General features: G+C 72.2%; 26 protein-coding genes. 20 read left to right on the top strand and 6 right to left on the bottom strand.

Translation table 11 applies throughout. The annotated features are described in order from the left end of the window. Nucleotides 1-231 precede the first annotated feature (231 nt). From IEY99_RS17215 to IEY99_RS17205, 3 genes are read left to right on the top strand one after another with little or no spacing between them, the layout of a single operon-like run. Nucleotides 232-879 (top strand): GOLPH3/VPS74 family protein, encoded by a 648-nt coding sequence (locus tag IEY99_RS17215; RefSeq protein WP_189204353.1) that lies wholly within the window; start codon nt 232-234, stop codon nt 877-879. 33 nt (nt 880-912) lie between these two features. Continuing rightward, the gene (locus IEY99_RS17210; RefSeq protein WP_229798831.1) at nt 913-2,400 is read left to right on the top strand and encodes an APC family permease; all 1,488 of its coding nucleotides are present in this window, start codon (nt 913-915) and stop codon (nt 2,398-2,400) included. After that, entirely contained in the window at nt 2,397-2,981 is a 585-nt protein-coding gene (locus IEY99_RS17205; protein ID WP_189204351.1) for a GNAT family N-acetyltransferase, read from the top strand. The genes IEY99_RS17210 and IEY99_RS17205 overlap by 4 nt, the downstream gene beginning before the upstream one ends. 48 nt (nt 2,982-3,029) lie before the next feature. On the opposite strand, the gene IEY99_RS17200 is transcribed toward IEY99_RS17205, so the two are convergent. Beyond that, a complete protein-coding gene (locus IEY99_RS17200; RefSeq protein WP_229798830.1) occupies nt 3,030-3,794 on the bottom strand; it encodes a GntR family transcriptional regulator in 765 nt (254 codons plus the stop codon). Nucleotides 3,795-4,016: 222 nt separating this feature from the next. On the opposite strand from IEY99_RS17200, the gene iolC reads away from it, so the two are divergent. Genes iolC through IEY99_RS17150 form a run of 10 tightly spaced genes read left to right on the top strand, consistent with a single transcriptional unit; the run spans nt 4,017 to nt 14,928 of the window. Then, a complete protein-coding gene (gene iolC, locus IEY99_RS17195) occupies nt 4,017-4,970 on the top strand; it encodes a 5-dehydro-2-deoxygluconokinase (RefSeq protein WP_189204349.1) in 954 nt (317 codons plus the stop codon). After that, nucleotides 4,963-5,832 (top strand): Cgl0159 family (beta/alpha)8-fold protein, encoded by an 870-nt coding sequence (locus IEY99_RS17190; RefSeq protein ID WP_189204347.1) that lies wholly within the window; start codon nt 4,963-4,965, stop codon nt 5,830-5,832. Before iolC ends, IEY99_RS17190 begins: the two co-directional genes overlap by 8 nt. Beyond that, entirely contained in the window at nt 5,829-6,707 is an 879-nt protein-coding gene (iolB, locus tag IEY99_RS17185) for a 5-deoxy-glucuronate isomerase (RefSeq protein ID WP_189204345.1), read from the top strand. Before IEY99_RS17190 ends, iolB begins: the two co-directional genes overlap by 4 nt. Continuing rightward, nucleotides 6,704-8,557: a 3D-(3,5/4)-trihydroxycyclohexane-1,2-dione acylhydrolase (decyclizing) gene (gene iolD / locus IEY99_RS17180; protein WP_189204343.1), complete on the top strand. Its 1,854-nt coding sequence runs from the start codon at nt 6,704-6,706 to the stop codon at nt 8,555-8,557. The genes iolB and iolD overlap by 4 nt, the downstream gene beginning before the upstream one ends. 13 nt (nt 8,558-8,570) lie before the next feature. Beyond that, nucleotides 8,571-10,067, top strand: coding sequence for a CoA-acylating methylmalonate-semialdehyde dehydrogenase (locus IEY99_RS17175; protein WP_189204341.1), 1,497 nt, complete (start codon nt 8,571-8,573; stop codon nt 10,065-10,067). A gap of 11 nt (nt 10,068-10,078) precedes the next feature. Next, on the top strand, nt 10,079-11,002 hold the full coding sequence (locus tag IEY99_RS17170; RefSeq protein ID WP_189204339.1) for a sugar phosphate isomerase/epimerase family protein: 924 nt from the start codon (nt 10,079-10,081) through the stop codon (nt 11,000-11,002). After that, nucleotides 10,999-11,982 (top strand): substrate-binding domain-containing protein, encoded by a 984-nt coding sequence (locus IEY99_RS17165; protein WP_189204337.1) that lies wholly within the window; start codon nt 10,999-11,001, stop codon nt 11,980-11,982. Before IEY99_RS17170 ends, IEY99_RS17165 begins: the two co-directional genes overlap by 4 nt. 58 nt (nt 11,983-12,040) lie before the next feature. Then, entirely contained in the window at nt 12,041-13,096 is a 1,056-nt protein-coding gene (locus tag IEY99_RS17160) for an ABC transporter permease (protein WP_189204335.1), read from the top strand. Nucleotides 13,097-13,099: 3 nt separating this feature from the next. Further along, nucleotides 13,100-13,915 (top strand): ATP-binding cassette domain-containing protein, encoded by an 816-nt coding sequence (locus IEY99_RS17155; protein WP_189204334.1) that lies wholly within the window; start codon nt 13,100-13,102, stop codon nt 13,913-13,915. Continuing rightward, the gene (locus IEY99_RS17150) at nt 13,912-14,928 is read left to right on the top strand and encodes a Gfo/Idh/MocA family oxidoreductase (protein WP_189204332.1); all 1,017 of its coding nucleotides are present in this window, start codon (nt 13,912-13,914) and stop codon (nt 14,926-14,928) included. The genes IEY99_RS17155 and IEY99_RS17150 overlap by 4 nt, the downstream gene beginning before the upstream one ends. 85 nt (nt 14,929-15,013) lie before the next feature. On the opposite strand, the gene IEY99_RS17145 is transcribed toward IEY99_RS17150, so the two are convergent. Together IEY99_RS17145 and IEY99_RS17140 are read right to left on the bottom strand one after the other, a co-directional pair. Then, the gene (locus tag IEY99_RS17145; RefSeq protein ID WP_189204330.1) at nt 15,014-16,135 is read right to left on the bottom strand and encodes an alpha/beta hydrolase; all 1,122 of its coding nucleotides are present in this window, start codon (nt 16,133-16,135) and stop codon (nt 15,014-15,016) included. 152 nt (nt 16,136-16,287) lie between these two features. Beyond that, nucleotides 16,288-16,887 (bottom strand): hypothetical protein, encoded by a 600-nt coding sequence (locus IEY99_RS17140; RefSeq protein WP_229798828.1) that lies wholly within the window; start codon nt 16,885-16,887, stop codon nt 16,288-16,290. Nucleotides 16,888-16,894: 7 nt separating this feature from the next. Between IEY99_RS17140 and IEY99_RS17135 the strand changes: the two genes are divergently transcribed. Beyond that, entirely contained in the window at nt 16,895-17,053 is a 159-nt protein-coding gene (locus tag IEY99_RS17135; RefSeq protein ID WP_189204326.1) for a hypothetical protein, read from the top strand. Between the two features lie 151 nt (nt 17,054-17,204). On the opposite strand, the gene paaK is transcribed toward IEY99_RS17135, so the two are convergent. From paaK to paaI, 3 genes are read right to left on the bottom strand one after another with little or no spacing between them, the layout of a single operon-like run. After that, on the bottom strand, nt 17,205-18,512 hold the full coding sequence (gene paaK, locus IEY99_RS17130) for a phenylacetate--CoA ligase PaaK (RefSeq protein ID WP_189204324.1): 1,308 nt from the start codon (nt 18,510-18,512) through the stop codon (nt 17,205-17,207). A 21-nt stretch (nt 18,513-18,533) separates the two neighbouring features. Beyond that, nucleotides 18,534-19,166, bottom strand: coding sequence for a TetR/AcrR family transcriptional regulator (locus IEY99_RS17125; protein WP_189204322.1), 633 nt, complete (start codon nt 19,164-19,166; stop codon nt 18,534-18,536). After that, nucleotides 19,163-19,567: a hydroxyphenylacetyl-CoA thioesterase PaaI gene (gene paaI / locus IEY99_RS17120; RefSeq protein ID WP_229798826.1), complete on the bottom strand. Its 405-nt coding sequence runs from the start codon at nt 19,565-19,567 to the stop codon at nt 19,163-19,165. Before paaI ends, IEY99_RS17125 begins: the two co-directional genes overlap by 4 nt. Before the next feature lie 85 nt (nt 19,568-19,652). On the opposite strand from paaI, the gene paaN reads away from it, so the two are divergent. Genes paaN through paaB form a run of 6 tightly spaced genes read left to right on the top strand, consistent with a single transcriptional unit; the run spans nt 19,653 to nt 25,346 of the window. Next, nucleotides 19,653-21,341 carry a phenylacetic acid degradation protein PaaN gene (paaN, locus tag IEY99_RS17115; protein WP_189204319.1) on the top strand — a complete coding sequence of 563 codons (1,689 nt, stop codon included), beginning with the start codon at nt 19,653-19,655 and terminating at the stop codon, nt 21,339-21,341. After that, nucleotides 21,334-22,512, top strand: a complete 1,179-nt coding sequence (locus tag IEY99_RS17110) for a thiolase family protein (protein WP_189204317.1) — start codon at nt 21,334-21,336, stop codon at nt 22,510-22,512. Before paaN ends, IEY99_RS17110 begins: the two co-directional genes overlap by 8 nt. Further along, nucleotides 22,512-23,246: an enoyl-CoA hydratase/isomerase family protein gene (locus IEY99_RS17105; protein WP_189204315.1), complete on the top strand. Its 735-nt coding sequence runs from the start codon at nt 22,512-22,514 to the stop codon at nt 23,244-23,246. The genes IEY99_RS17110 and IEY99_RS17105 overlap by 1 nt, the downstream gene beginning before the upstream one ends. Next, nucleotides 23,243-24,130 carry a 3-hydroxyacyl-CoA dehydrogenase family protein gene (locus IEY99_RS17100; RefSeq protein ID WP_229798825.1) on the top strand — a complete coding sequence of 296 codons (888 nt, stop codon included), beginning with the start codon at nt 23,243-23,245 and terminating at the stop codon, nt 24,128-24,130. The genes IEY99_RS17105 and IEY99_RS17100 overlap by 4 nt, the downstream gene beginning before the upstream one ends. Further along, nucleotides 24,127-25,053 (top strand): 1,2-phenylacetyl-CoA epoxidase subunit PaaA, encoded by a 927-nt coding sequence (gene paaA / locus IEY99_RS17095; RefSeq protein ID WP_189204313.1) that lies wholly within the window; start codon nt 24,127-24,129, stop codon nt 25,051-25,053. The genes IEY99_RS17100 and paaA overlap by 4 nt, the downstream gene beginning before the upstream one ends. Then, on the top strand, nt 25,050-25,346 hold the full coding sequence (gene paaB, locus IEY99_RS17090) for a 1,2-phenylacetyl-CoA epoxidase subunit PaaB (RefSeq protein ID WP_189204310.1): 297 nt from the start codon (nt 25,050-25,052) through the stop codon (nt 25,344-25,346). Before paaA ends, paaB begins: the two co-directional genes overlap by 4 nt. Nucleotides 25,347-25,356 lie beyond the last annotated feature (10 nt).

Here is a 25,356-nt window from a genome sequence, read left to right as displayed (position 1 = left end):
ACTGTGGCGTGCCGCGCCACCGCAGGTCGAGCCCTTGCGGAACAATGCATTCCAGGTTTGCCCACTGAGGACATTGCGCCCGGTGGCCGGGCGCTGGCAAGCTACGCGGAGTCGTGCATGCGCCGCTCACCGTAACGGTCAGCGGTCGCTGCGCACTGCCCGTGCCCGTAAGCCCCGTGACCGGCGGTCACCGCGACCGGCGGTCAGTCCGTCATGCGCTAGGGGAACTCCGTGCCGTCGTCGCAGCTTCCGCTCGCCGATGACCTGTACCTCGCCGCCCATGACTCGGCGCGCGGCCGCGCCCTGCTCAGCGACGCCACCCTCGGCCTGGGCCTCGCCGCCGCCCTGCTCGCCGAGCTCGTCCTGTGGCGGCGCCTCGACCTGCGCGACAACCACCTCGTCGTGATCGACGACGAGCCCACCCGGGACCCGGCCACCGCCGCCGTCCTGGGCCAGCTCCTGCGCGAACCCGGCCACCGCCGGATCCGCGACTGGATCTCCTTCCTCGCCACCGGGGTCGCCACCGAGCTGGTCGAGCGCCGTCTCTCCCGGGCCGGGCTGGTGCACCGCAAGGAGAAGCGCGGGCTGCTCGGCACCAAGGTGCGCTTCGTCCCGGCCGACTCCTCGACCGCCGGCTGGCCCGGCACCCGGATCCGCATCGCCGCGACCCGCGGCGAGCTGCTCGACACCTCCGATCTCGTGCTGACCGGGCTGGTGCTGGCCACCGGTCTCGACCAGCACGTGCTCGTCACCCTCGAACCCGCCGAGCGCGACCACCTGTTCGACCAGCTCCGCCGGCGCCTGCCGGCCATGTTGCAGCACCTCGTCGGCCACGCAGAGGCCGCCGTGGGCGACGCCGTGATGGCCCGCCGGGCCTGAACGCCCCTCCCCTCCACCCCCCTTGGAGCCCCCGTGTCCGCAACCACCGCCCCGGCCGGAACCAGCCAGTTGTCCACCGCCCTCGCCCGCGACCGCCTGGGCGTCGCGGCCGTCGTCTTCTTCGTCATGTCGGCCGCCGCGCCGCTCACCGTGGTCGCCGGGGTCGTGCCCACCGGGCTCGCGGTCACCGGGCTCACCGCGATCTCCATCGCGTTCCTGGCGGTCGCCGTCGTGCTGGCCGTCTTCGCCGTCGGCTACGTCGCCATGGCCCGGCACATCGCGAACGCGGGGGCGTTCTACGCGTACATCGCGCAGGGGCTCGGCCGGCCGCCGGGCGTCGGCGCCGCGTGGGTGGCGCTGGTGGCCTACAACAGCTTCCAGCTCGGCTCGTACGGCGGCTTCGGCGCCATCGCCGCCCCGCTGTTCGCCGAGTGGTTCGGCGTCGACCTCCAGTGGTGGGTGATCGCGCTGGCCGCCTGGGCCCTGGTCGCCGTCCTGGGCGTGCGCGACGTGGCGGTCAACGGGCGCGTCCTGGCCACCCTGCTGGTCGCCGAGATCGTGCTCGTGGTCGTCTTCAGCTTCGCCGACCTGCTCGCGCCCACCTTCACCGCGTCGGCGGCCCCGCTGGACGCCGGCAGCCTGGCCGGCGCCGGCGCCGGCGCGCTGCTGGTCATGGCCGTCACCGGCTTCGTCGGGTTCGAGCAGTCCGTGGTCTTCAGCGAGGAGTCGCGCGACCCCCGCCGGACCGTGCCGCGGGCCACCTACGTCGCCGTCGCGCTGATCGCGGTCCTGTACGCCTTCTCCGCCTGGGCGATGATCTCCGCGGCCGGTGGCCAGGCCGTCGAGCGCGCCGGCGCCGAGGGCCCGGAGCTGTTCTTCAACCTCGCCTCGGCCCGGCTGGGCGGCTCCGCCCTGCACCTGGGCCACGCGCTGTTCCTGACGTCGCTGATCGCGGCGATGATCTCGTTCCACAACATCATCGCCCGGTACACCTTCTCGCTCGGGCGCGAGGGGGTGCTGCCGCGGGCGTTCGGGCGTACGGTGCCCGGCACGGGGGCGCCCAAGAACGGCTCGCTCGCCCAGTCGGCGCTCGGTCTGGTCGCCATCCTCGGGTACGCGATCATGGGCTGGGACCCCCTCGTCCAGCTCTTCTTCTGGGGCGGCACCACGGGCGGCATCGGCGTGCTGCTGCTCATCACCATCACCTCGGTCGCGGTGATCGGCTACTTCGCCCGCCACCCGTCCGGCGAGGACGGCTGGCACCGCCTCGGCGCCCCGGCGATCGGCGCGGTGCTGCTCGTGGTGATGTCGTACCTGGCCCTGACCAACATCGAGACGCTCTTCGGCGTCGCGCCCGGCTCGGCGCCGACCTGGGTGGTGCCGCTCGGGTACGGGGTCCTGATGCTCGCGGGCGTGCTGTGGGCCCTGGTCCTGCGCCGCACACGTCCCCAGGTCTACGCCGGCATCGGCCTCGGGGCACGCAGCGCCGCCACCTTCTCGTTCACCGAGGCCACCCGATGACGCCGCGGATCCGGCCCGCCGCCGCCGCGGAGATCCCGGCGGTCGGACGCCTCATCGCGCGTTCCTTCGACCACCTCCCGCAGAACCGCTCGCTGGTCCCGGACGACAACGAACGGCTGGCCGTGATGAGCGCCTTCTTCGCGCTGGTGTCGGAGTCGGCGCCGCCGGCCGGCAAGGTCGACGTCGTCGAGGACGCGGACGGCCGGGTCGTCGCCACCGCGGTGTGGTTCGACCGGACCCGCGAGCTGCCCGGGATCCCCGCGTACGAGGAACGGATGAGCGCGCTGGCGGGCCGCTGGCTGCCCCACTTCCAGGCCCTCGACGAGCTGTTCGGCAAGCACCACCCGCTGGAGCCGCACTGGCACCTCGCCTTCCTCGCGGTCGACCGGACCCACCAGGGCGCGGGCCTGGGCAGCGCGCTGATGCGGCACACGCACGACCGGCTGGACGTGCCGGCCTACCTGGAGGCGACCAACGCCGACAACATCCGCCTCTACCGCCGCCACGGCTACGCGGACATGTCCCCGTTCGACGTCCGCCTGAGCGACGGCACACCCTTCTACCGCATGTGGCGTCGGTGACGAACCGGCGGGTGGGCGCAGCTCGGCGGGCCGTGCCCACCCGACCGTTCAGCCGGCGGACAGGTTGAGCTCGAAGCTGTAGCGGCTCGCGCGGTAGACGTGCGAGCCGTACTCCAGCGCCCGGCCGCCCGCGTCCCAGGCCGTACGCGTCATGGTCAGCAATGACGCGCCGCGCTTCTCGGCCAGGATGCGGGCCTCGGCGGCGCCGGCCGAGCGGGCGCCGATGACCTGGGTCGCTATCCGGGGCTGGTGGCCCGCCCGGCGCAGGAGCTCGTAGAGGCCGTGCGCGGCGAGGTCGCTCGCCTCCAGGTGGATGACGCCGAGCGGGATCGCGTTGTGCATCAGGGCGAGCGGTTCGCCGCCGGCGTAGCGCAGCCGCTCGATCCAGGTGACCTCGGTGCCGTCCGGCAGCTCGAGGGCGGTGGCCACCTCGGCCGGGGCCGGGACCACCTCCAGCCGCAGCACCTCGGTGCGCGGCTTGCGGTCCGCGCTGACCAGGTCGTCGTAGAGGCTGGAGAGCTCGACCGGCCGCCGGACCTTCGGGTGCACGACCTGGGTGCCCACGCCGCGCTTGCGCACGAGCATGCCGCGCTCCACCAGGTACTGGATCGCGCGGCGGATCGTGGGGCGCGAGACGCCGAGGCGCCCGGCGAGGTCCACCTCGTTCTCGATGCGGTCGCCCACGCCGATCTCGCCGGCCTCGATGAGCTCCTGCAGCCGGCTGGCGACCTGGAAGTAGAGCGGCACCGGGCTGGTCCGGTCCAGCTCGGCGGGGCGTAACGGACCGCGCGACGCGGGGGGATCGGGTGCCACGGGCCCTCCTCACCATGTGAGTTTGTCAGGACAAAGTATTGACGTGGAAGCACTCACGCTATTACATCGAATCCAGCCGAGGCACCCCCCTCCCGAGTCACCGGCCCGGCCACACACCTTCTCCTCGCGCCGTAATCCGCACGGCATCGCGGGCGCCGCCGCGCGCCCGGAATCACCGCTATCGCCGGCCACACGTTCCGACCGCTTCCACAAGGGGGACGCATGCCCGCAGACGAGGTACTGACGATGGGACGTATCGGCGTCGACCTGTACCCACAACAGGTCGGTGTGTCCCTGCGCGACGTCCGGACGTTCGGGAAGTTCCTCGGTGGCAGCCCGACCAACGTCGCGGTCGCCGCGGCCCGCCACGGCCGTCGCAGCGCGGTCATCACCCGCACCGGGGACGACCCGTTCGGCGCGTACGTGCACGACGCCCTGCGGGCCTTCGGCGTCGACGACCGCTACGTGAGCGCGGTACCGGGGCTGCCCACGCCGGTCACGTTCTGCGAGATCTTCCCGCCCGACGACTTCCCGCTCTACTTCTACCGCTACCCCAAGGCGCCGGACCTGGAGATCGACGAGTCCGAGCTGGACCTCGGCGCGATCAGGGCGGCCGGGATCTTCTGGGTGACCGGCACCGGCCTGTGCCAGGAACCGTCGCGGACCGCGACGCTCACCGCGCTGCACGCCCGCGACCGCGCCGGCATCACCGTGCTCGACCTCGACTACCGGCCGATGTTCTGGGAGTCGCGCGAGCAGGCGCGGCGCTGGGTGCAGGAGGCCCTCGCGTACGTCAGCGTCGCCGTCGGCAACCTCGACGAGTGCGCCACGGCGGTGGGGGTCCGCGAGCCGCACAAGGCCGCGGCCGCCCTGCACGACCTCGGCGTCGAGCTCGCCGTCGTCAAGCAGGGCCCGGACGGCGTGCTCGCCTCGCGCGCCGGGGAGCAGGCGCAGGCGGCGCCGATCCCGGTCGACGTGGTCAACGGCCTGGGCGCCGGGGACGCCTTCGGCGGCGCGCTGTGCCACGGGCTGCTGTCCGGCTGGGACCTGCCGCGGATCCTGCGCTTCGGCAACGCCGCGGGCGCCCTCGTCGCCTCCCGCCTGGCGTGCGCCGACGCCATGCCGACCGAGGCCGAGGTCGGCGAGCTGCTCGCCACCGGAGCCGGCCATGACTGACCTGCACGAGATCGTCGCGGCCCGCGTCGACCGCCCGTACGCCATCGCCTCGGCCGCGAAACGGCGCCGCCGACCGCCGTCCTGGCGCGGCGAGCACGGCCGCCTGATGATCATCGCCGCGGACCACCCCGCCCGGGGTGCGCTGCGCGCCGGCGCCGACGCGCTGGCCATGGGCAACCGGGCCGACCTGCTCGCCCGGCTGTGCACCGCGCTGGAACGCCCCGGCGTCAACGGCGTGCTCGGCACCCCGGACATCCTCGAGGACCTGCTGCTGCTGGGCGCCCTCGACGACAAGGTGGTCATCGGGTCGATGAACCGCGGCGGGCTGGCCGGGACCAGCTTCGAGATCGACGACCGGTTCACCGCGTACGACGCGCCGAGCATCGCCGCCTGCGGGTTCGAGGGCGGCAAGATGCTGCTGCGCATCGACCCCTCCGACGCCGGCACGGTGACCACGCTGGAGGGCTGCGCCCGGGCGGTGGGCGATCTCGCGGGGCGCAAGCTCATGGCGATGGTCGAGCCGTTCATCTCGCACCGCGACGACGGCCGGGTCCGCAACGACCTCACCCCGGACGCGATGGTGCGGGCCATGACCGTGGCCGCCGGGCTCGGCACGACCTCGGCGTACACCTGGCTCAAGGTGCCGGTGGTGGACGACATGGAGCGGGTGATGGCGGCGACCACCCTGCCCGCGCTGATCCTCGGCGGCGAGGTGGCGGCCGACGCCGGCGCCGCGTACGCCCGGTGGGGCAAGGCCCTGACCCTGCCCACGGTGCAGGGCCTGGTGATCGGGCGCAGCCTGCTCTACCCACCCGGCGGCGACGTGGCCGGCGCGGTGGACCGGGCGGTGAGCCTGCTATGAGCCATCTGCTGCGCCGCGGCCAGGCCGCGAGCAAGCCGTTCGACCTGGTCGTCACTCCGGAGAGCGCGGGCTGGGGGTTCAGCGGCCTGCGGGTGCTCGACCTGACGATCGGGCAACGGGTCAGCTTCACCACCGGCGACGCCGAGACCCTGGTGCTGCCGCTCACCGGCGGCTGCGACGTCACCTGCGACGACGAGCGGATCACGCTGACCGGACGGCGGTCGGTCTTCTCCCGTGTCACCGACTTCGCGTACGTCCCGGCCGACTCCGCCGTGACCATCCGGGCGGGCAACGGCGGCCGGTTCGCGCTGCCCTCGGCGCGGACCACCCGGCGGCTGCCGTTCCGCTACGGCGCCGCCCAGGACGTGCCCGTCGAGCTGCGCGGGGCCGGCCAGGCCAGCCGGCAGGTCAACAACTTCTGCACGCCCGAGTCGTTCGAGGCGGACCGGCTCATCGCCGTCGAGGTGCTGACGCCGGGTGGCAACTGGTCGTCGTACCCGCCGCACAAGCACGACGACCCGGGCGCGGGCGAGACCGCCCTCGAGGAGATCTACTACTTCGAGGTCGCCGGCTCGCCGTCGGGTGCGCCCGGGTCGGCCTACCAGCGCGTGTACGGCCACCCGGGCCACGACATCGACGTGTGCGCCGAGGTGCGCAGCGGCGACGCGGTGCTGATCCCGCACGGCTGGCACGGCCCCTCGATGGCCGCGCCCGGCTACGACCTCTACTACCTCAACGTCATGGCCGGGCCGGGGGAGCGCCGGTGGCTCTTCTCCGACGACCCGGCGCACGCCTGGGTCCGGGGCTCGTGGGGCCACCAGGAGCTCGACCCGCGGCTCCCGCTGACCTCCACCACGGAGAGGAGACGATCGTGAGGCTCACCGTCGCCCAGGCCGTCGTGCGGTTCCTGGCCAGCCAGTGGACCGAGCGCGACGGCGCCGAGCAGCGCGCGGTCGCGGGCACGTTCGGCATCTTCGGGCACGGCAACGTCGCCGGCATCGGGCAGGCCCTGCTGCAGGCGCAGCGCACCGGCGACGCGGACATGCCGTACCACCTGGCCCGTAACGAGCAGGCCATGGTGCACGCCGCCGTCGGCTACGCGCGGATGAGCAACCGACTGTCCGCGATGGCCTGCACCGCCTCGATCGGGCCCGGCTCGACCAACATGCTGACCGGCGCCGCGCTGGCCACCGTCAACCGCATCCCGGTCCTGCTGCTGCCCAGCGACGTGTTCGCCACCCGGGTCGCCGCGCCGGTGCTGCAGGAGCTGGAGGACCCGCGCTCGTACGACGTGTCGGTCAACGACGCCTTCCGCCCGCTGTCGCGCTTCTTCGACCGGATCTGGCGGCCCGAGCAACTGCCCTCCGCCCTGCTGGCCGCGATGCGCGTGCTGTTCGACCCGGCCGAGACCGGGGCGGTCACCCTGTGCCTGCCGCAGGACGTGCAGGCCGAGGCGTACGACTTCCCGGACGCCCTGTTCGCCCGGCGCGTCTGGCACGTCGCCCGCCCGGTGCCGGAGCCCGCCGCGCTGGAGCGGGCGGCCGGGGTCATCCGCGCCGCCGAGCGCCCACTGATCGTCGCGGGCGGGGGAGCCGTCTACGCCGGGGCCTCGGCGGAGCTGGACGCCTTCGCCCGGGCCACGGGCATCCCGGTCGCCGACACCCACGCCGGCAAGGGGGCGCTGAGCTGGGACCACCCGAACTCGGTCGGCGGAGTGGGCGCGACCGGCACCCCCGTCGCCAACCGGCTCGCCCGCGAGGCCGACGTGGTCATCGGCGTCGGCACCCGGTACAGCGACTTCACCACCGCCTCGCGGACCGCGTTCGCGCACCCGGACGTGCATTTCGTGAACCTCAACGTCGCCGCCTTCGACGCTCACAAGGAGTCCGCCACCGCGCTCGTGGCCGACGCCCGCGCGGGACTCGCCGCCCTGACCGAGGCGCTCGCCGGCAAGCGCTTCGACCTGGACTTCGCCGCCGACGTGGCGGCCTGGCAGGCGCGCGTCGAGCGGGCGTACCGCCTCGGGCACGGGCCGCGGCCGGCGCAGAGCGAGGTGATCGGCGCGGTCAACGAGGCCTGCGGCGAGCGCGACGTCGTGGTCCAGGCGGCCGGCAGCATGCCCGGCGACCTGCAGCTGCTGTGGCGCGCCCGGGACCCGAAGCAGTACCACGTCGAGTACGGCTACTCCTGCATGGGCTTCGAGATCGCCGGCGCGCTCGGGATCAAGATGGCCGATCCGTCCCGCGAGGTGTACGCCCTGGTCGGCGACGGCTCGTACCTGATGATGGCGCAGGAGATCGTCACCGCGGTGGCCGAGGGCGTCAAGCTCGTCGTGGTGCTGGTGCAGAACCACGGCTTCGCGTCGATCGGCGCGCTGTCGGAGTCGGTCGGTTCCCAGCGCTTCGGCACCAGCTACCGCTACCGCGGCGCCGACGACGACTACGACGGCGGCCTGCTCCCCGTCGACCTCGCGGCCAACGCCGAGAGCCTGGGCGCCGCGGTGATCCGCTGCCGCACGGTCGCCGACCTCACCGAGGGGCTCAAGCGGGCCCGCGAGGCCGACCGGCTCACCGTCGTGCACATCGAGACCGATCCGCTGTCGCCCGTGCCTTCCTCGGAGTCCTGGTGGGACGTCCCCGTCGCCGAGGTCTCCGCGCTGGACAGCACCCGCGCCGCCCGGGCCGCCTACGAGAGCGCCAAGCGCGGCCAGCGCCCGTACCTCTAGAAGGGACCGCGACTTGTCCACCATCGAGCACTGGATCGGCGGCCGGTTCACCGCCGGCGCCGCCACCCGCCGCGGCGCGGTCTTCAACCCCGCGACCGGGCAGCGCCGGCACGAGGTGGTGCTGGCCGGACCGGCCGACGTCGACGCGGCGGTGGCGGCCGCGACGGAGGCGTTCGCCTCCTGGAGCCAGGCCTCGCTGAGCGCCCGCACGAAGATCGTGTTCAACTTCCGCGAGCTGCTGAACGCGCACGTCGCCCCGCTGGCCGAGATCATCTCGGACGAGCACGGCAAGGTGCTCAGCGACGCGGCGGGTGAGGTGCGGCGCGGCCTGGAGGTCGTGGAGTTCGCCTGCGGCATCCCGCACCTGCTCAAGGGCGACTACTCCGACCAGGCCTCCACCGGCGTCGACGTGTTCAGCTTCCGTGAGCCGCTCGGCGTCTGTGCCGGGATCACCCCGTTCAACTTCCCGGCCATGGTGCCGATGTGGATGTACCCGGTCGCCATCGCCTGTGGCAACACCTTCGTGCTCAAGCCCAGCGAGCGCGACCCCTCCGCGGCGAACTTCGTGGCGGACCTGTGGCGGCGGGCCGGCCTGCCGGACGGCGTCTTCAACGTCGTGCACGGCGACAAGGTGACGGTCGACGCGCTCCTGGACCATCCGGGCGTGGCCGCCGTGTCGTTCGTCGGCTCGACGCCGATCGCCCGCTCCATCCACCGGCGGGCCTCGGCGTCCGGCAAGCGGGTCCAGGCCCTCGGCGGCGCCAAGAACCACGCGGTGGTCCTGCCCGACGCCGACCTGGAGTACGCCGCCAGCCACCTCACCGCCGCCGCGTTCGGCTCGGCCGGCGAGCGCTGCATGGCCATCTCCGCCGCGGTCGCCGTCGGCGGCGCGGGGGACCCGCTGACCGACATCCTGACCCGCAGGGCCCACGACGTCGTGGTCGGCTCCGGCCGCGACCCGCGAAGCGACATGGGCCCGGTCGTGACGGCCGCGGCGCGCGACCGCATCGAGGGCCTCATCGGCGCGGGTGAGCGGCAGGGCGCCAAGGTGCTCGTCGACGGACGGGGCCACCGCGTGACCGGCTTCGAGGAGGGCTTCTTCGTCGGCCCGACGGTCCTCGACCGGGTCGACACCTCGATGGACGTCTACACCGAGGAGATCTTCGGGCCGGTGCTCTCGGTCGTGCGCGCCGACCGCGCCGAGGACGCCATCGCCCTCATCAACGCCAACCCGTACGGCAACGGCACCGCCATCTTCACCGCCAGCGGCGAGGCCGCGCGCCGGTTCCAGCGGGGGGTGCACGTCGGCATGATCGGCGTCAACGTCCCGATCCCGGTGCCGATGGCCTACTACTCGTTCGGCGGCTGGAAGGACTCGCTCTTCGGCGACCAGCACATCCACGGTCCCGAGGGCGTCTCGTTCTACACCCGCGGCAAGGTCGTCACCTCCCGCTGGCCGCACGTCGAGGCCCCGCACGGCGCCTCCCTGCATTTCCCCACGTCGAGCTGAAGGGCAGAGCCATGACCACCTCGACCCGTCACCTGCGGCTCGGCAGCTGCCCCGACTCGTGGGGCGTCTGGTTCGCCGACGACGTACGGCAGACGCCCTGGCAGCGGTTCCTCGACGAGCTGTCCGGGGCCGGCTACCGCTGGCTGGAGCTGGGCCCGTACGGATATCTGCCGACCGACCCGGCCCGGCTGCGCGACGAGCTGGACCGGCGCGACCTCTGCTGTGCCGGCGGCACCGTGGCCGGCGTCGGCGGGCCGCACAAGGACTTCGCCGACGTGGTCGCCGAGACCCGCAGGGTGGCGGAGCTGACCCGTGCCCTGGGCGCCGAGAACCTGATCTTCGTCCCGGTGCCCGGCTACCGCGACGACGCGACCGGCGCCTACCGCGAGCCCGCCGAGCTGAGCCCGGAACGCTGGCGCGCCCTGGTGGACAACAGCAACACCCTCGGCCGGATGCTCGCCGAGGAGTACGGCCTCGCGATGCGGTTCCACCCGCACGCCGACTACCACGTCGAGACCCAGGAGCAGACCGAGCGGTTCCTCGCCGACACCGACCCGCGGTGGGTGTCGCTGTGCCTCGACACCGGCCACCTCGCCTACCGGCAGGCCGACGTGCCCGCGCTCGTCCGCAAGTACCCGGAGCGGATCGGTTACGTCCACGTCAAGCAGATGGACCCGGCGGTCGCCGCCCGCGCCGCCGCCGAGGACCTGCCGTTCGGCCAGGCCGTGGCACAGGGGGCGAGCGTCGAGCCGCCGGCCGGCGTCCCCGACATCCCGTCCGTGCTGACCGCGCTCGCCGAGCTCGACGCCGAGCTGTTCCTGGTCGTCGAGCAGGAAATGTACCCCGTCGACTTCGACGTGCCCCTGCCGGTCGCCACCCGTACCCGTGCCTACCTGAACTCCGTGTCCACCTTCGAGGAAAGGGCGAACCGATGAAGACGCGCCGATACCTGACAGCCCTCGTGGCGGTGGTGACCCTCGGGGCCACCGCGTGCAGCGGCGGCGGCCGGGAGCAGACCGACGACACGACGGGCGGCGGTGGCAACGCACCGGGCAGCTCCGGCTACACGATCGCGTTCGTCACGCACGAGACGCCGGGCGACACCTTCTGGGACAAGATCAAGGCCGGTGCCACCCAGGCGGCCAAGGACCAGGGCGTCACCCTCAAGTACTCCAACGACCCGGCCGCCGACAAGCAGGCCGTCCTCATCCAGAACGCGGTGGACTCCAAGGTCAGCGGGATCGCCACCACGCTCGTCACGCCGAACGCGCTGGCCGGGGCGGTGAAGGCGGCCACCGACGCGAAGATCCCGGTGGTCGGCCTGAACTCCGGCATCGATCAATACCAGCAGCTCGGCGCGCTGATGTACTTCGGCTCCGACGAGTCCGTGGCGGGACGGTCCGCGGGCCGGCGCCTCGCCGAGGCCGGCGCCAAGCACCCGCTCTGCGTCATCCACCAGGCCGGCTCGGTGGCCCTCGAGGCCCGCTGCGCCGGCGTCGGGAGCGCGGTGCCGGGCACGGAGAACATCCAGGTCAACGGCGCCGACGACGCGTCGGTCGTGTCCACCCTGCAGGCGAAGCTGTCGCAGGACAAGTCCATCGACTCCATCGTGACCCTGGGCGCGCAGATCGCGCAGGACGCCATCAAGGCGAAGGACGCCTCCGGCAGCAAGGCGAAGCTTGTCACCTTCGACCTCAACGCCGAGATCGCCCAGAACATCCAGGACGGCAAGGTCGAATTCTCCATCGACCAGCAGCCGTACGTGCAGGGCTACCTGGCCGTGACGTCGCTGTACCTCTACCTGAAGAACGGCAACGACATCGGCGGCGGAAAGCCCGTACTCACCGGGCCGTCCTTCGTCGACAGGAACAACATCGCCACCATCCTGCCCTTCACGAAGAACAACACGCGCTGACGCGACGCGCGGAGGCTGCCGCGGCGGCCTCCGCGGGAAATCGAACGGAGTCCCCTCCATGAGCCACAGCGTCCAGGCGGCGCCACCCGTGACAGTGCCGTCGCGAACAACCCGGAGCCCGTCCCAGCGGCTGCTCGCCCGTCCCGAGGTGGGCGCCCTGGTCGCCGCCGTACTCATCTTCGTCTTCTTCCTCGCCATGGCCCCGGCATTCCGGTCCGCCGAGTCCTTCTTCACCGTGCTCTACCAGTCCTCGACGATCGGCATCGTCGCCGTCGGCGTCGGCATGCTCATGATCGGTGGCGAGTTCGACCTCTCCGCGGGCGTCATCACCACCACGGCGGGCCTGGCCAACTCCATGTTCTGCTGGTACTTCGGGGTCAACCTGTGGGTCGGCGCGCTGCTCTCGCTCGCCTTCTGCCTGGTCGTCGGGTTCCTCAACGGCTACCTGGTGATGAAGACCGGCATCCCGAGCTTCCTCATCACGCTGGGCACCTTCTTCGTCCTGCAGGGCGCCAACCTCGGCCTCACCAAGCTGGTCACCGGGTCTGTCTCGAGCCCCGACATCAGCCGGATCGACGGGTTCGGTTCGCTGAACACGATCTTCGCGTCCAGCTTCAAGATCGGCCCGGTCACCGTCTGGATCACGGTGATCTGGTGGGCCCTCTTCGTCGCGCTCGCCGCCTGGATCCTGCAGCGGACCCACATCGGCAACTGGACCTTCGCGGTCGGCGGCGCCCCGGACAGCGCCCGCGCGGTCGGGGTACCGGTGGTCAAGACGAAGATCGGCCTGTTCATGGCCGTGTCGTTCCTCGGCTGGTTCGTCGGCATGCACACGCTCTACCGGTTCAACACCCTGCAGGCCGGCAACGGCGTCGGCAACGAGTTCCTCTACATCATCGCCGCGGTCGTCGGCGGCACGCTGCTCACCGGCGGCTTCGGCAACGCGACCGGCGTCGCCATCGGCGCCTTCATCTTCGGCATGACCAGCCTCGGCATCGTCTACGCCGGCTGGGACCCGAACTGGTTCCGGGCCTTCCTCGGCGTCATGCTGCTGCTCGCCGTGCTCGTCAACCTCTACGTCAAGCGCATGTCGACCTCCCGGAAGGTGGGCTGAGCCATGACCGACACCCTCGCGCACCACGCCGACAGCGGACTGCAGAAGGGCGAGCCGCTCATCGAGATGAGCGGCGTCGGCAAGTCGTACGGTGCGATCCGGGCCCTGCGCGGCATCGGCCTGCGGGTCAACGCCGGCGAGGTCACCTGCGTGCTGGGCGACAACGGCGCCGGGAAGTCCACGCTGATCAAGATCATGTCGGGGCTGCACCCGCACAACGAGGGCACGCTGCGGGTCGACGGCCGGGAGCTGACCTTCTCGTCCCCGCGCGAGGCCCTCGACCACGGCATCGCGACCGTCTACCAGGACCTCGCCGTGGTCCCGCTCATGGAGGTCTGGCGCAACTTCTTCCTCGGCTCCGAGCTCAGAGCCGGCCGGTTCCCGCTGGCCGGACTCAAGATCCGCGACATGAAGCGGATCGCCGACGAGGAACTGCGCAAGATGGGCATCGTCGTCAACGACATCGACCAGCCGATCGGCACCCTCTCCGGCGGCCAGCGGCAGTGCGTGGCCATCGCCCGCGCGGTCTACTTCGGCGCCCGCGTCCTGATCCTCGACGAGCCGACGGCCGCGCTGGGCGTCAAGCAGTCCGGCGTCGTGCTCAAGTACGTCGCCGCCGCCCGCGACGCCCGCCTGGGGGTCGTCTTCATCACCCACAACCCGCACCACGCATACCTGGTCGGCGACCACTTCGTCATTCTCAAGCTCGGCGCCACCGTGCTCGACAAGACCCGCGAAGAGGTCGGCCTCGACGAGCTGACCGCCCAGATGGCCGGCGGCGACGAACTCGCCGAGCTCTCCCACGAACTGGGGCGATGATGCTGAAGGTAGGAGTCGTCGGCACGGGGATGATCGGGCAGGACCACATCCGGCGGATGACCACGGTCCTGGCGGGGGTCGAGGTCACCGCCGTCACCGACGTGGACGTGGACACCGCCAAGCGGGTCGCCGACGCGCTGCCGGGCGCGGTCGTGCACGGCAGCGGCGAGGACCTGATCGCCGACCCCGGCGTCGACGCGGTCGTCGTCTGCTCCTGGGGACCCACCCACGAGCAGTACGTCCTCGCCGCCATCGCGGCCGGTAAGCCGGTGTTCTGCGAGAAGCCGCTGGCCACCACCGAGCGGGCCTGCCGGCGCATCGTCGCGGCCGAGGTCGCGCACGGTCGCCGGCTGGTCCAGGTCGGCTACATGCGACGGTACGACGCCGCGTACCGCGCGCTGAAGGCCGTGGTCGACAGCGGCCGGATCGGTACGCCGCTGATGATGCACTGCGCCCACCGCAACCCGGGCGTGCCCGCCTACTACGAGAAGGAGAGCGCCATCACGGACACGGCGGTGCACGAGATCGACATGGTGCGCTGGATGTTCGGCGAGGAGATCGCGGCGGTCCGCGTCCTCGTGCCCCGCAGGAGCCGCAACGGCGGCGGCCTGCAGGACCCGCTGCTGTTCCTGCTGGAGCTGCAGGGCGGCGCGATCGTCGACGTCGAGATCTCGGTCAACATCCGCTACGGCTACGACATCCGCGGCGAGGTCGTCGGCGAGGACGGCACCGCGGCGCTCGGCGAGCTCAGCCCGGTGACGGTGCGCGGCGGCGGCCAGGTCGCCACGCCGGTGCCGGCGGACTGGCGGCAACGGTTCCTCCGCGCGTACGACGTGGAGCTGCAGGAATGGATCGACTCGAGCGCCGCGGGCGGCCCGCCGGTGGGCCCGAGCGCCTGGGACGGCTACGCCGCGGCGGTGGTCTCGGACGCGGGCGTCGCGGCCCTGCGCGGCGGGGACCGGGTCGCCGTGACGCTGATGCCGCGCCCGGCCCTGTACGAGATGGCTCCGTGAAGATCGCACTCGACCCGACCACCGCGGGCCGTCGGGGCTGCGCTCCGTCGTGAACCCGCCGGCTTGGCCGCGTAGGTGCGGGGCGCTACGGCAGCCGGTCCACGGTGGTGTCCACGCCGGGGACTCCGCGGGCGCCGGTGAGGACCGGCATGCCGCTCCTGTCGTCCTTGAGGGCCAGCCGGTAGTAGGCCGTGAGGTAGGCGACGGCGAAGTCCTGCTGCTGCGCGGCGGTCGGCCGGTCGGGCGTACCCGGGCAACCGGTGTCGTCGCCGTCGACCGAGCCCGGTCCGGTGGTCCAGGCGGTGTTGAAGAAGTTGTGGTTGGCCCGCGCGACCCGGACGAGGAACGTCGGCAGCCTGGTCCGGCCACGGGCGTTGTCGAAGAACTCCCGGTCGCCCTCCCGCCAGCATTCCGAGGAGACGACCGCGAACGAGGTCCTGGTCACCCGCGATTCGTCGTCCGGGCTCCGGCCGCCGGCGGAGGCGAGGGTCACCACGCCCCGGATCCGCACCCCGGCCGGAACCTCGCCGCGGCGGTCGTCGCCGGCCGCGAACATGACGGCCTGGCCGCCGACCGAGTGCCCCATCAGCCCGACCCGCGTCATGTCCACCCGGCCGCGGAAGTCGGCACCGGCCGGCCTGCCGGTGACCGCATCGATGAGCTTCCCGGCCAGGGGTCCGGTCCCGGAGGAGGTCAGCCTCTGCCACAGGCCGAGATGCTCGGCGATGAGCTTGGCGCGTTGCGTGGCGACTCCCATGAAATGGTTGATGCCGTTCGCGCTGAGCGAGACGACGACGAATCCGTCCTGCGCCAGCGCCTTGCCGAGGTAGTCGTATCCGCGGAAGCTGGGATACGGCTTCACCCCTGGCGGGCACGGCCATCCCGACGGGCCGTGGTCCGGGACGTAGCAAGGACTGTTCTGGCCGTGCAGCAGCACGATCAGGGGCATCTTCTCCCTGGGGAACCGGCGGGGGTAGTGGACGACGGCCCTCATCTCGGAGTACCCCGGCCAGTCGGGTTCGTCGGTGAACGCCTTGTCGCCCAGGTGGTACTCGGCCACGGCGACGGCCGCGAGCACGTGCCCCGGGCGCTTCTGGTCGGTGGCCGCGTCGGCGGTCAGAAATCGGTTCGTCATCAGGCTGCTGGCGGCAAGGGCGGCGAGCGAGAAGACAGCGGCACCGATGCGTAGGCGTCGGCTACGAGCCATGACGGGTCCCTCCGGCGAGCGGATGTGCATGTGCCCGCAGACCGTAGAGACGCAATGTCAGAAACCTGTGAGCCTCGGCGATCTGCCCGGCATCCCGCGGCGGCCTGGCGCCACTGACTCCGCGGTCGCCTCGCGGCACCTGCGGGCCTGTCTCAGTGTCCGGTGCCTGCGGTGATCCGGCGCAGCTCCGCTGCGCTCCCGATGGCGGCCCGGCGCTCGGGATGGTTCACGTACTCGTGGATGACCCGCGTGAGGAACGCCGGGTCGACGGTGGCCGCCAGGGTCTCACGACCGAAGAAGATCCCTCGGCACCGCACGAGGTCGGGCCGCAGGTAGTAGGCGGCGAGGCCGCCCCGGCCGTCCGGGGAAACCGGAAACGCGGGAACGAAGGCATCCCACGGAATGAAGCGTGAACCCAACGGCTGGCGGTCGAACACACCGTCGGGTCGGAGGCGAACCCCGAACCTGTCCCGGCTCAGGTGCCAGCCCACTGCCACCTGGAGGATGCACATCGCGGCCAGGACGCCGTCGACAGGCCACGACGACCCGTGGTCGACGATGCCGCGGATCTTGCCGATCACCGTGGCCCCGCCGAGAATAACGAAGGCAGCGCCCTGCAGAATGTTCGATGCGCCGACCGGCGCGAGGAAGGTGCCCCCGTCCCGCGACACGGTGAGGATGGCGGGGCGGTACCGCAACGAGGCCACGGAAAGCCCGATCGCCGCCCCGACGAGCGTCACCAGAATCAGCACGGCGGGCATGGACGACCCCGCCCGGTGGCTCTCCGAGGCCGCACCGAGTCCCACGGCGAGCATGAGCACGCCGGCCAAGAACGGCCGCCGCCACCGGACGATCGCCGCGAAAACCCTGGTCAACACCGCTGCAGAGTACGGGCTGCCCGCGGGTGCAGCGAGCTGACGCCTCGGTCGGCGACCGGCCGGATGAGGCTGTACCGGCCATCCGTCCGGTCTCACGAGCGACCATTTGCCCCGGCGCAGAGCCGACCGACGCCCCTTACCGGCCGGCCGAGCGTTGCGGTCAGGTGCCCCGAACCAGCCTCGGCCGTGAGTCAGTCCGCCCGCCGCTGGTCCACGATGCGCCGCATCTTGCCCGCGGACCGCTCCACGCCGTCCGGATCGATCACCTCGACCGCCACGCTGACCCCGATCGTGTTCTTCACCAGTGCCGCCAGCTCCGCGCCCGCCTGCGCCGCCGCCTGCGGACCCGTCTCGGGACGGCGCTCCACCCGGACGGTCATCGCGTCGAGGCGGTCGGTGCGGCTCAGGACGCACTGGAAATGCGGGGCGAGCGGCGGCGTACGCAGAATGAGCTCTTCGATCTGGGTGGGGAAGAGGTTGACGCCCCGCAGGATGATCATGTCGTCGGTGCGGCCGGTGATCTTCTCGATGCGGCGCATCGGGCGTGCGGTGCCGGGCAGCAGCCGGGTCAGGTCCCGGGTGCGGTAGCGGATGACCGGCATGGCCTGCTTGGTGAGCGACGTGAGGACCAGCTCGCCCATCTCGCCGTCGGGCAGCACCTCCCCGGTCCGCGGATCGGTGATCTCCGGATAGAAGTGGTCCTCCCAGACGTGCAGGCCGTCCTTGGTCTCCACGCATTCCGTCGCCACGCCGGGGCCCATCACCTCCGAGAGCCCGTAGATGTCGACCGCGTGGATGTCGACCTGCTCCTCGATCTCCGTCCGCAGCTCCTCGGTCCACGGCTCGGCGCCGAAGATGCCGACCGCCAGCGACGTGCTCCGCGGGTCCACTCCCTGGCGGCGCATCTCGTCCACGATGGCGAGCATGTAGCTGGGCGTCACCATGATGACGTCGGGCTCGAGATCTCTGATCAGCATGACCTGGCGCTCGGTCATACCGCCGGAGACGGGGACCACCGTGCAGCCGAGCTCCTCCGCGCCGTAGTGCGCGCCGAGCCCGCCCGTGAACAACCCGTAGCCGTAGGCGACGTGCACCCGGTCGCCCGGCCGTCCCCCTGCCGCCCTGATGGATCGCGCCATCAGGCGCGCCCAGGTCGTGATGTCGTCGCGGGTGTAGCCGACCACCGTGGGCCGGCCGGTCGTTCCCGACGACGCGTGCAGCCGCGAGACGCGCTCGCGCGCGACGGCGAACATGCCGTAGGGATACGTGGTCCGCAGGACCTCCTTGTCGGTGAGCGGAAACCTCGCCAGGTCACTCAGCTGGCGCAGATCCCCGGGATGCACCTGGAGCTCCTCGCACATGCCGCGGTAGGGCGGCACGTTCTCGTAGGCGTGCCGCACCGACCATTGCAGGCGCTCCAGCTGGAGTTCCCGCAGCTCGTCGACGGAGGCGCGTTCGATGGGTTCGAGGTCCTCGGGGCGAGCGGAGCGATCCGGCATCGTGTCTCTCCTAACGGAGCCTCACTGCCTCGTGCGCAGCCCGTCGAAGGCGAGCGCGGTGACGGTGGCGGCCATCTCGTCCGCACCGCCGCGGTCGGGGCTGTACCACTCGATGAGCGAGTTGACCATGCCGAAGAGCAGGCGGGAGGCGGTGGCGGGATCGACGTCGGCGCGGACCGTCCCCTCCGCCTGGGCCTGCTTGACCAGCGCGGTCACCTGGTGATCGAAGAGCCGGCGGCGGCGCAGAGCCTCCGTCTCGACGTCCGAGTTGCCGCGGACGCGCAGGAGCAGGGTGACGTAGGGCAGGCGCTGCGCCAGCACCTGCACGCTGAGCCGGATCAGCGACTCGAGGCGGTCCAGAGCGGTCGCCTCGTGCATGCGCAGCACCTGCGCCATCGCCTCGTCGAGCCCGTCCAGGGCGTGGTCGACGGCGAGCCGTAGCAGCTCCTGCTTACCGCGTACGTGGTGATAGATGCTTGATTTGGTGATTCTGAGTCTTTTAGCGAGGTCGTCCATGCTCGTCGCGTCGTAGCCGCGCTCGTTGAAGAGCTGGACGGCCGCCGTCAGCACCGCCTCGAGGTCGTGGCCGGGACGTCCCCGCCGGGCGCGGATCTCCTGCTCGATGAGCAGCCCGAAGGTCTCCTCGGGGTTCATTGCGGCCGTCCCGGGCTGATCACGCGGCTGCGCCCGCGGAACTCGGCGACCACGTCGCCGTCGCGGGTCACCGTGACGTCGTAGATGCCGCTGCGCCCGCTGGTGGCCCGTTCCTGCGCCCGTGCCTCCAGCACGTCGCCCTCGCCCGTCGGCCGCAGGAACGCCACGTCGGCCCCCGCGGAGACGGTGACCGGGCCTAGGCTGTTACACGCGCAGGCGAAGGCGGTGTCGGCCAGCAGGAAGACGAACCCGCCGTGGGTCATGCCGTGGCCGTTCACCATCGCGGCGGTGACCTTCATCCGTACGACCGCAGCGCCGTCACCTGCGGAAACGAGCTCGATCCCGAGTGCCTGCGAAGCCTTGTCACGCCCGAACATGTCGTGCGCCGCCGTCTGTGCCATCCGTCCCCCCGATCACGGCTGAGGGCTTGATTACCGACCGAACGGACGGTAGATAATAAGCACACCCAACCGCAAAGGAGCGCCGGTGACAACCCCCGCCGAGTTCTACGAGACGCACCGTGAGCTGCTCGACAAGGCGATCGAGGCCGCCGGCGCTCGCGACTACTGGTCGGCCTATCCCGAGTCGCCGAGCAAGTCGATCTACGGCGAGACCGCGGCCGCCGACGGTGAGCGGGCGTTCCAGGCTCTGCTCGGCAAGGACTTCCCGGTCGAGGTGCCCGGCGCGACCACGCACGTCGCGACCGAGCGCTCGCCCTACGGCATCGAGCTGGGCATCCGCTATCCCAAGGGTGACCCGGGCGAGCTGATCGCCGCGGCCCGCGCGGCGCTGCCCGGCTGGCGGGCGGTGGGCCCGCACGGGCGCGCCGGGATCGCCGCCGAGATCCTCCGCCGGATCAACGCGCGCATCTTCGAGATGGCGCATGCCGTGCAGCACACCTCCGGGCAGGCGTTCGTCATGGCGTTCCAGGCCGGCGGTGCCCACGCGCAGGACCGTGCGCTGGAGGCCATCGCGGTCGCGCTGGCCGAGTCCACCCGGATCCCCGGCACCAGCACGTGGTCCAAGCCGCAGCGCGGCGGCGACCCGCTGCGCCTGGAGAAGACCAGCACCGTGGTCGGGCGTGGCGTCTCGCTGATGATCGGGTGCAACACCTTCCCGACCTGGAACGGCTACCCGGGCCTGTTCGCGAGCCTCGTCACCGGCAACCCGGTGATCGTCAAGCCGCACCCCGGCGCCGTGCTGCCGCTGGCCATCACGGTGCAGATCGCCCGCGAGGTGCTCGTCGAGGCCGGTCAGGACCCCAACGTGGTCACGCTCGCCGTGGAGGAGCCGGGCGAGGGCATCGCCGCCACCCTGGCGACGCACCGCGACGTGCGCATCGTCGACTTCACCGGCTCCAGCGAGTTCGGCAACTGGCTCGAGGCCAACGCCCGCCAGGCCGTGGTCTACACCGAGAAGGCGGGCCTCAACACGGTCATCGTCGACTCCACCGACGACTACAAGGCGATGCTGCGCAACCTGGCGTTCTCGCTCTCGCTCTACAGCGGCCAGATGTGCACCACCCCGCAGAACCTGCTCGTGCCCGCGGGCGGCATCGAGACCGACGCCGGGCACCGCAGCCCCGACGAGTTCGCCGCCGATCTCGGCGCCGCGGTCGGCAAGCTGCTCGGCGACCCGAAGCGCGCCGCCGGCACGCTGGGCGCGATCGTCAACGAGGGCGTGCTGGCCCGCCTGGCCGAGGCCGGCTCGCTGCCCGGCGTCGTGCACCCCTCCACCGAGGTCGCCGACGAGCAGTTCCCGGACGCGACCATCCGCACGCCGCTGATCGCCCGCCTGGACGCCTCCGACGAGAAGGCGTACACCCGGGAGTGGTTCGGGCCGATCTCCTTCGTGATCACCACCGAGTCGACCGAGCACAGCCTGCGCCTGTTCACCGAGACGGTGCGCGACCACGGTGCCCTCACCGCCTCCGTCTACTCGACGTCCGCGGAGGTGCTCGCCGCGGCCCGCGAGGCCGCGCTCGACGCCGGCGTGCACCTGTCGCAGAACCTCCTGGGTGGCGTCTTCGTCAACCAGACCGCGGCATTCAGCGACCTGCACGGCACCGCCGCCAACCCGGCCGCCACGGCGTCGCTGAGCGATGCCGCCTTCGTGACCGGGCGCTTCTTCACCCTGCAGTCGCGGCACCACATCAGCGAGCAGAACGATGCCTGAGGCGTTTCTCGTCGGCGGCGTCCGCACGCCCCAGGGCAAGTACGGCGGCGCGCTCTCCGGCGTGCGTCCCGACGACCTCGCCGCCCTGGTCGTCGGGGAGGCCGTGCGCCGCGCCGGCGCGCCGGCCGAGGCGATCGACGAGGTCGTGCTCGGCGCGGCCAACCAGGCCGGGGAGGACAACCGCAACGTCGCGCGCATGGCGGTGCTGCTCGCGGGTCTGCCCGAGACCCTGCCCGGCTACACCGTCAACCGGCTGTGCGCCAGCGGGCTGACCGCGATCGTCTCGGCGTCCCGCGCGATCCGCAGCGGCGAGGCCGACCTCGTGGTCGCGGGCGGCGTCGAGTCGATGACCCGGGCGCCGTGGGTGATGGCCAAGCCCGGCACCCCGTGGGCGAAGCCCGGCGAGGTGGCCGACACCTCGCTCGGCTGGCGCTTCACCAACCCGGCGTTCAGCGCGCAGCAGACGCTGTCCATGGGCGAGACCGCCGAGGAGGTCGCCGCTCTCGACGGCATCACCCGCTCGGACAGCGACGCCTTCGCACTGCGCAGCCACGAGCGAGCTCTCGCCGCGATCGACGCGGGCCGCTTCGACGCGGAGATCGTCCCCGTCGCGGTCAAGGACGGCGAGGTCACCAAGGACGAGGGCCCGCGTCGCGGCACGACCCTGGAGCGCCTCGCCGCGCTCAGGCCGGTCTTCCGCAAGGACGGCGTGGTCACCGCGGGGTCCTCGTCACAGCTCTCGGACGGCGCCGCCGCCATCGTGGTCGCCAGCGGCGAGGCCGTCGAGCGGTACGGTCTGACGCCGCGTGCCCGCATCGTCGTCTCGGCCAGCGCGGGCGTGGCGCCGCACGTCATGGGCCTCGGCCCCGTGCCGGCCACGGAGAAGGCGCTGGCCCGGGCCGGCTGGAGCGTCGGCGACCTGGACGCCGTCGAGCTCAACGAGGCGTTCGCCGTCCAGTCGCTGGCGGTCGTCCGCCGGCTCAAGCTGGACGACGAGCGGGTCAACGCCGACGGCGGCGCGATCGCGCTCGGCCACCCGCTCGGCTGCTCGGGCGCCCGCCTCGCCGTCACGCTGCTCGGCCGCATGGAGCGGGAGGACGCCCGGCGCGGCCTCGCGACCCTCTGCGTCGGGGTCGGGCAGGGCGTGTCGATGCTGGTGGAGCGGGTCTGATGGCCGAGACCCTGCGCATCGAGGAGCGCGACGACCGGATCGTCGTCACGCTGCACCGCCCGGAGGCGCGCAACGCGATCAACGCCGCCATGGTCCGCGAGCTGCACGATGTCTGCTCCCTGCTCGAGCAACGGCCGCGGCTGCTGCTGCTCACCGGCGACGGCGGCACCTTCGCCGCCGGAGCCGACATCGCCGAGCTGCGCGAGCGTGGCCGCGAGCAGGCGCTGCAGGGCATCAACAGCCGCCTCTTCGACCGCATCGCGCGGCTGCCGCTGCCCACGGTCGCCGCGGTCGACGGGTACGCGCTCGGCGGCGGCGCCGAGCTTGCGTACGCATGTGACCTGCGCATCGCCTCGTCCGGCGCGGTGTTCGGCAACCCCGAGCCGGGGCTGGGCATCCTCGCCGCCGCGGGCGCCTGCTGGCGCCTGCGCGAGCTGGTCGGCGCCTCCGTGGCCAAGCAGGTGCTGCTCGCGGGCCGGCGCCTCGACGCCGACGACGCGTACCGGCTCGGGCTGGTCGCCGAGGTGGTGCCGGCGGGTGAGCTGCTCAAGCGCGCGCACGCCATGCTCGACCGGATGGCGCGTTCCGGGCCGCTCGCGCTGCGGCTCACCAAGCTCGTCGCCGACGCGCCGGGCGGGCACCCGGTCACCGACGACCTGGCGCAGGCCATCCTCTTCGAGTCCGAGGACAAGCGCTCCCGCATGGACGCCTTCCTGGCGGGGGAGCGGCGATGACGGGCGGGGGAGCGGCGATGGGCGTGCCGAAGCGGGTCGGGGTCGTCGGCGGTGGCCGCATGGGTGCGGGCATCGCCCAGGTCTTCGCGGCCGCCGGGGCGGTCGTGACCGTCGTGGAGCGGGACGAGACCGCGGCGGTCGCCGCCCGCGAGCGGGTCGCCACCGGGCTGCGCCGCGCGGCCGAGCGCGGCAAGCTCGGCGAGGAGCCTTCCGCCGTCCTGGAGCGGATCGAGCTGGCCGGCGAGCTGCCCGCCGATGCCGAGCTGGTGGTCGAGGCCGTGCCCGAGGACGCGCGGCTGAAGGCCGGCGTGCTCACGGCGGCCGAGGCGCTGGTCGGCGACGGGGCCGTCCTCGCCACCAACACGAGCTCCCTGTCGATCGCCGGCCTCGCCGAGGGACTGCGGCGGCCCGAGCGCTTCGTCGGCATGCACTTCTTCAACCCCGTACCGGCCAGCGACCTCGTCGAGATCGTCGTGGGCCCGCAGACCACCGACGCGGTCCGGGACGCCGCATCCTCGTGGGCGGCGGCGCTGGGCAAGACCGCGATCGTCGTGCGCGACTCGCCCGGCTTCGCCACCAGCCGCCTCGGCGTGCTGCTCGGGCTGGAGGCGATCCGCATGCTCGAGGAGGGGGTGGCCGACGCGGCGTCGATCGACCGGGCGATGGAGCTCGGCTACCGGCATCCCATGGGACCGCTGCGCTCCACCGACCTCGTCGGGCTCGACGTGCGCCTGGCCATCGCCGAGCACCTGCACCGCGAGCTGGGCGACCGGTTCGCGCCGCCCCGGCTGCTGCGCGAGAAGGTGGCCCGCGGCGAGCTGGGCCGCAAGAGCGGGCAGGGCTTCTACGAGTGGGCATCCGGATCGTCTGGGGAGGGCCGATGAACGGCGAGCAGGTCTTTGCCGACACCATCGCGAAGGATCAGCGGGTCGAGCCGCGCGACTGGATGCCGGACGGCTACCGCAAGACGATGATCCGCCAGATCGCCCAGCACGCGCACTCCGAGATCATCGGCATGCAGCCCGAGGGCGAGTGGATCACGCGGGCGCCGTCACTGCGGCGCAAGGCGATCCTGCTGGCCAAGGTGCAGGACGAGGCCGGACACGGGCTCTACCTGTACTCGGCGGCCGAGACGCTCGGCGCCGATCGCGGTGACCTGACCCGGCGGCTCATCGAGGGCCGGCAGAAGTACTCGTCCATCTTCAACTATCCGACTCTGTCGTTCGCCGACGTCGGTGTCATCGGGTGGCTCGTGGACGGCGCCGCCATCTGCAACCAGGTGCCGTTGTGCCGTAGCTCGTACGGGCCGTACGGGCGCGCCATGATCCGCATCTGCAAGGAGGAGTCGTTCCATCAGCGGCAGGGTTACGAGCTGCTGATGACGATGATGGGCGGCACGCCGCAGCAGCGCGAGATGGTGCAGGACGCGGTGAACCGGTGGTGGTGGCCGTCGCTGATGATGTTCGGCCCGCCCGACGACCAGTCGCCGAACTCGGCGCAGTCCATGGCGTGGAAGATCAAGCGGCACAGCAACGACGAGCTGCGGCAGCGCTTCGTCGACATGAGCGTGCCGCAGGCGGAGGCGCTGGGCGTCACGCTGCCGGACCCGGAGCTGAGGTGGAACGCCGACCGCGGCCACTACGACTTCGGCACCCCGGACTGGGCCGAGCTGAAGCGGGTGATCTCCGGCGACGGGCCGTGCAACGCCCAGCGGATCGCCCACCGTCGCCGGGCCGACGAGGACGGCGCCTGGGTGCGCGAGGCAGCCGCGGCGCACGCGGCGAAGAAGGCGGGAGTGGCGGCATGAGCGACGAGGTCAAGCACGAGTGGCCGCTGTTCGAGGTGTTCGTCCGGGCCAAGCGCGGCCTCAACCACGTGCACGTCGGTTCGCTGCGTGCCGCCGACCACCAGATGGCCCTGCACCACGCACGGGACCTGTACACCCGGCGCAACGAGGGCGTGAGCATCTGGGTGGTGCGTTCCGACGACGTGGCCGCCTCCGGCCCCGGCGACAAGGACGCGTTCTTCGCGCCGAGCGGCGACAAGATGTACCGCCACCCGACGTACTACGCGATCCCCGACTCCGTACCGCACATCTAAGGCGATCACC

Origin of the sequence: Couchioplanes azureus (genome assembly GCF_014648355.1) — a bacterium.
GTDB classification, from domain to species: Bacteria; Actinomycetota; Actinomycetes; order Mycobacteriales; family Micromonosporaceae; genus Actinoplanes; species Actinoplanes azureus.
This window is presented reverse-complemented; position numbering and strand designations above follow the sequence as displayed.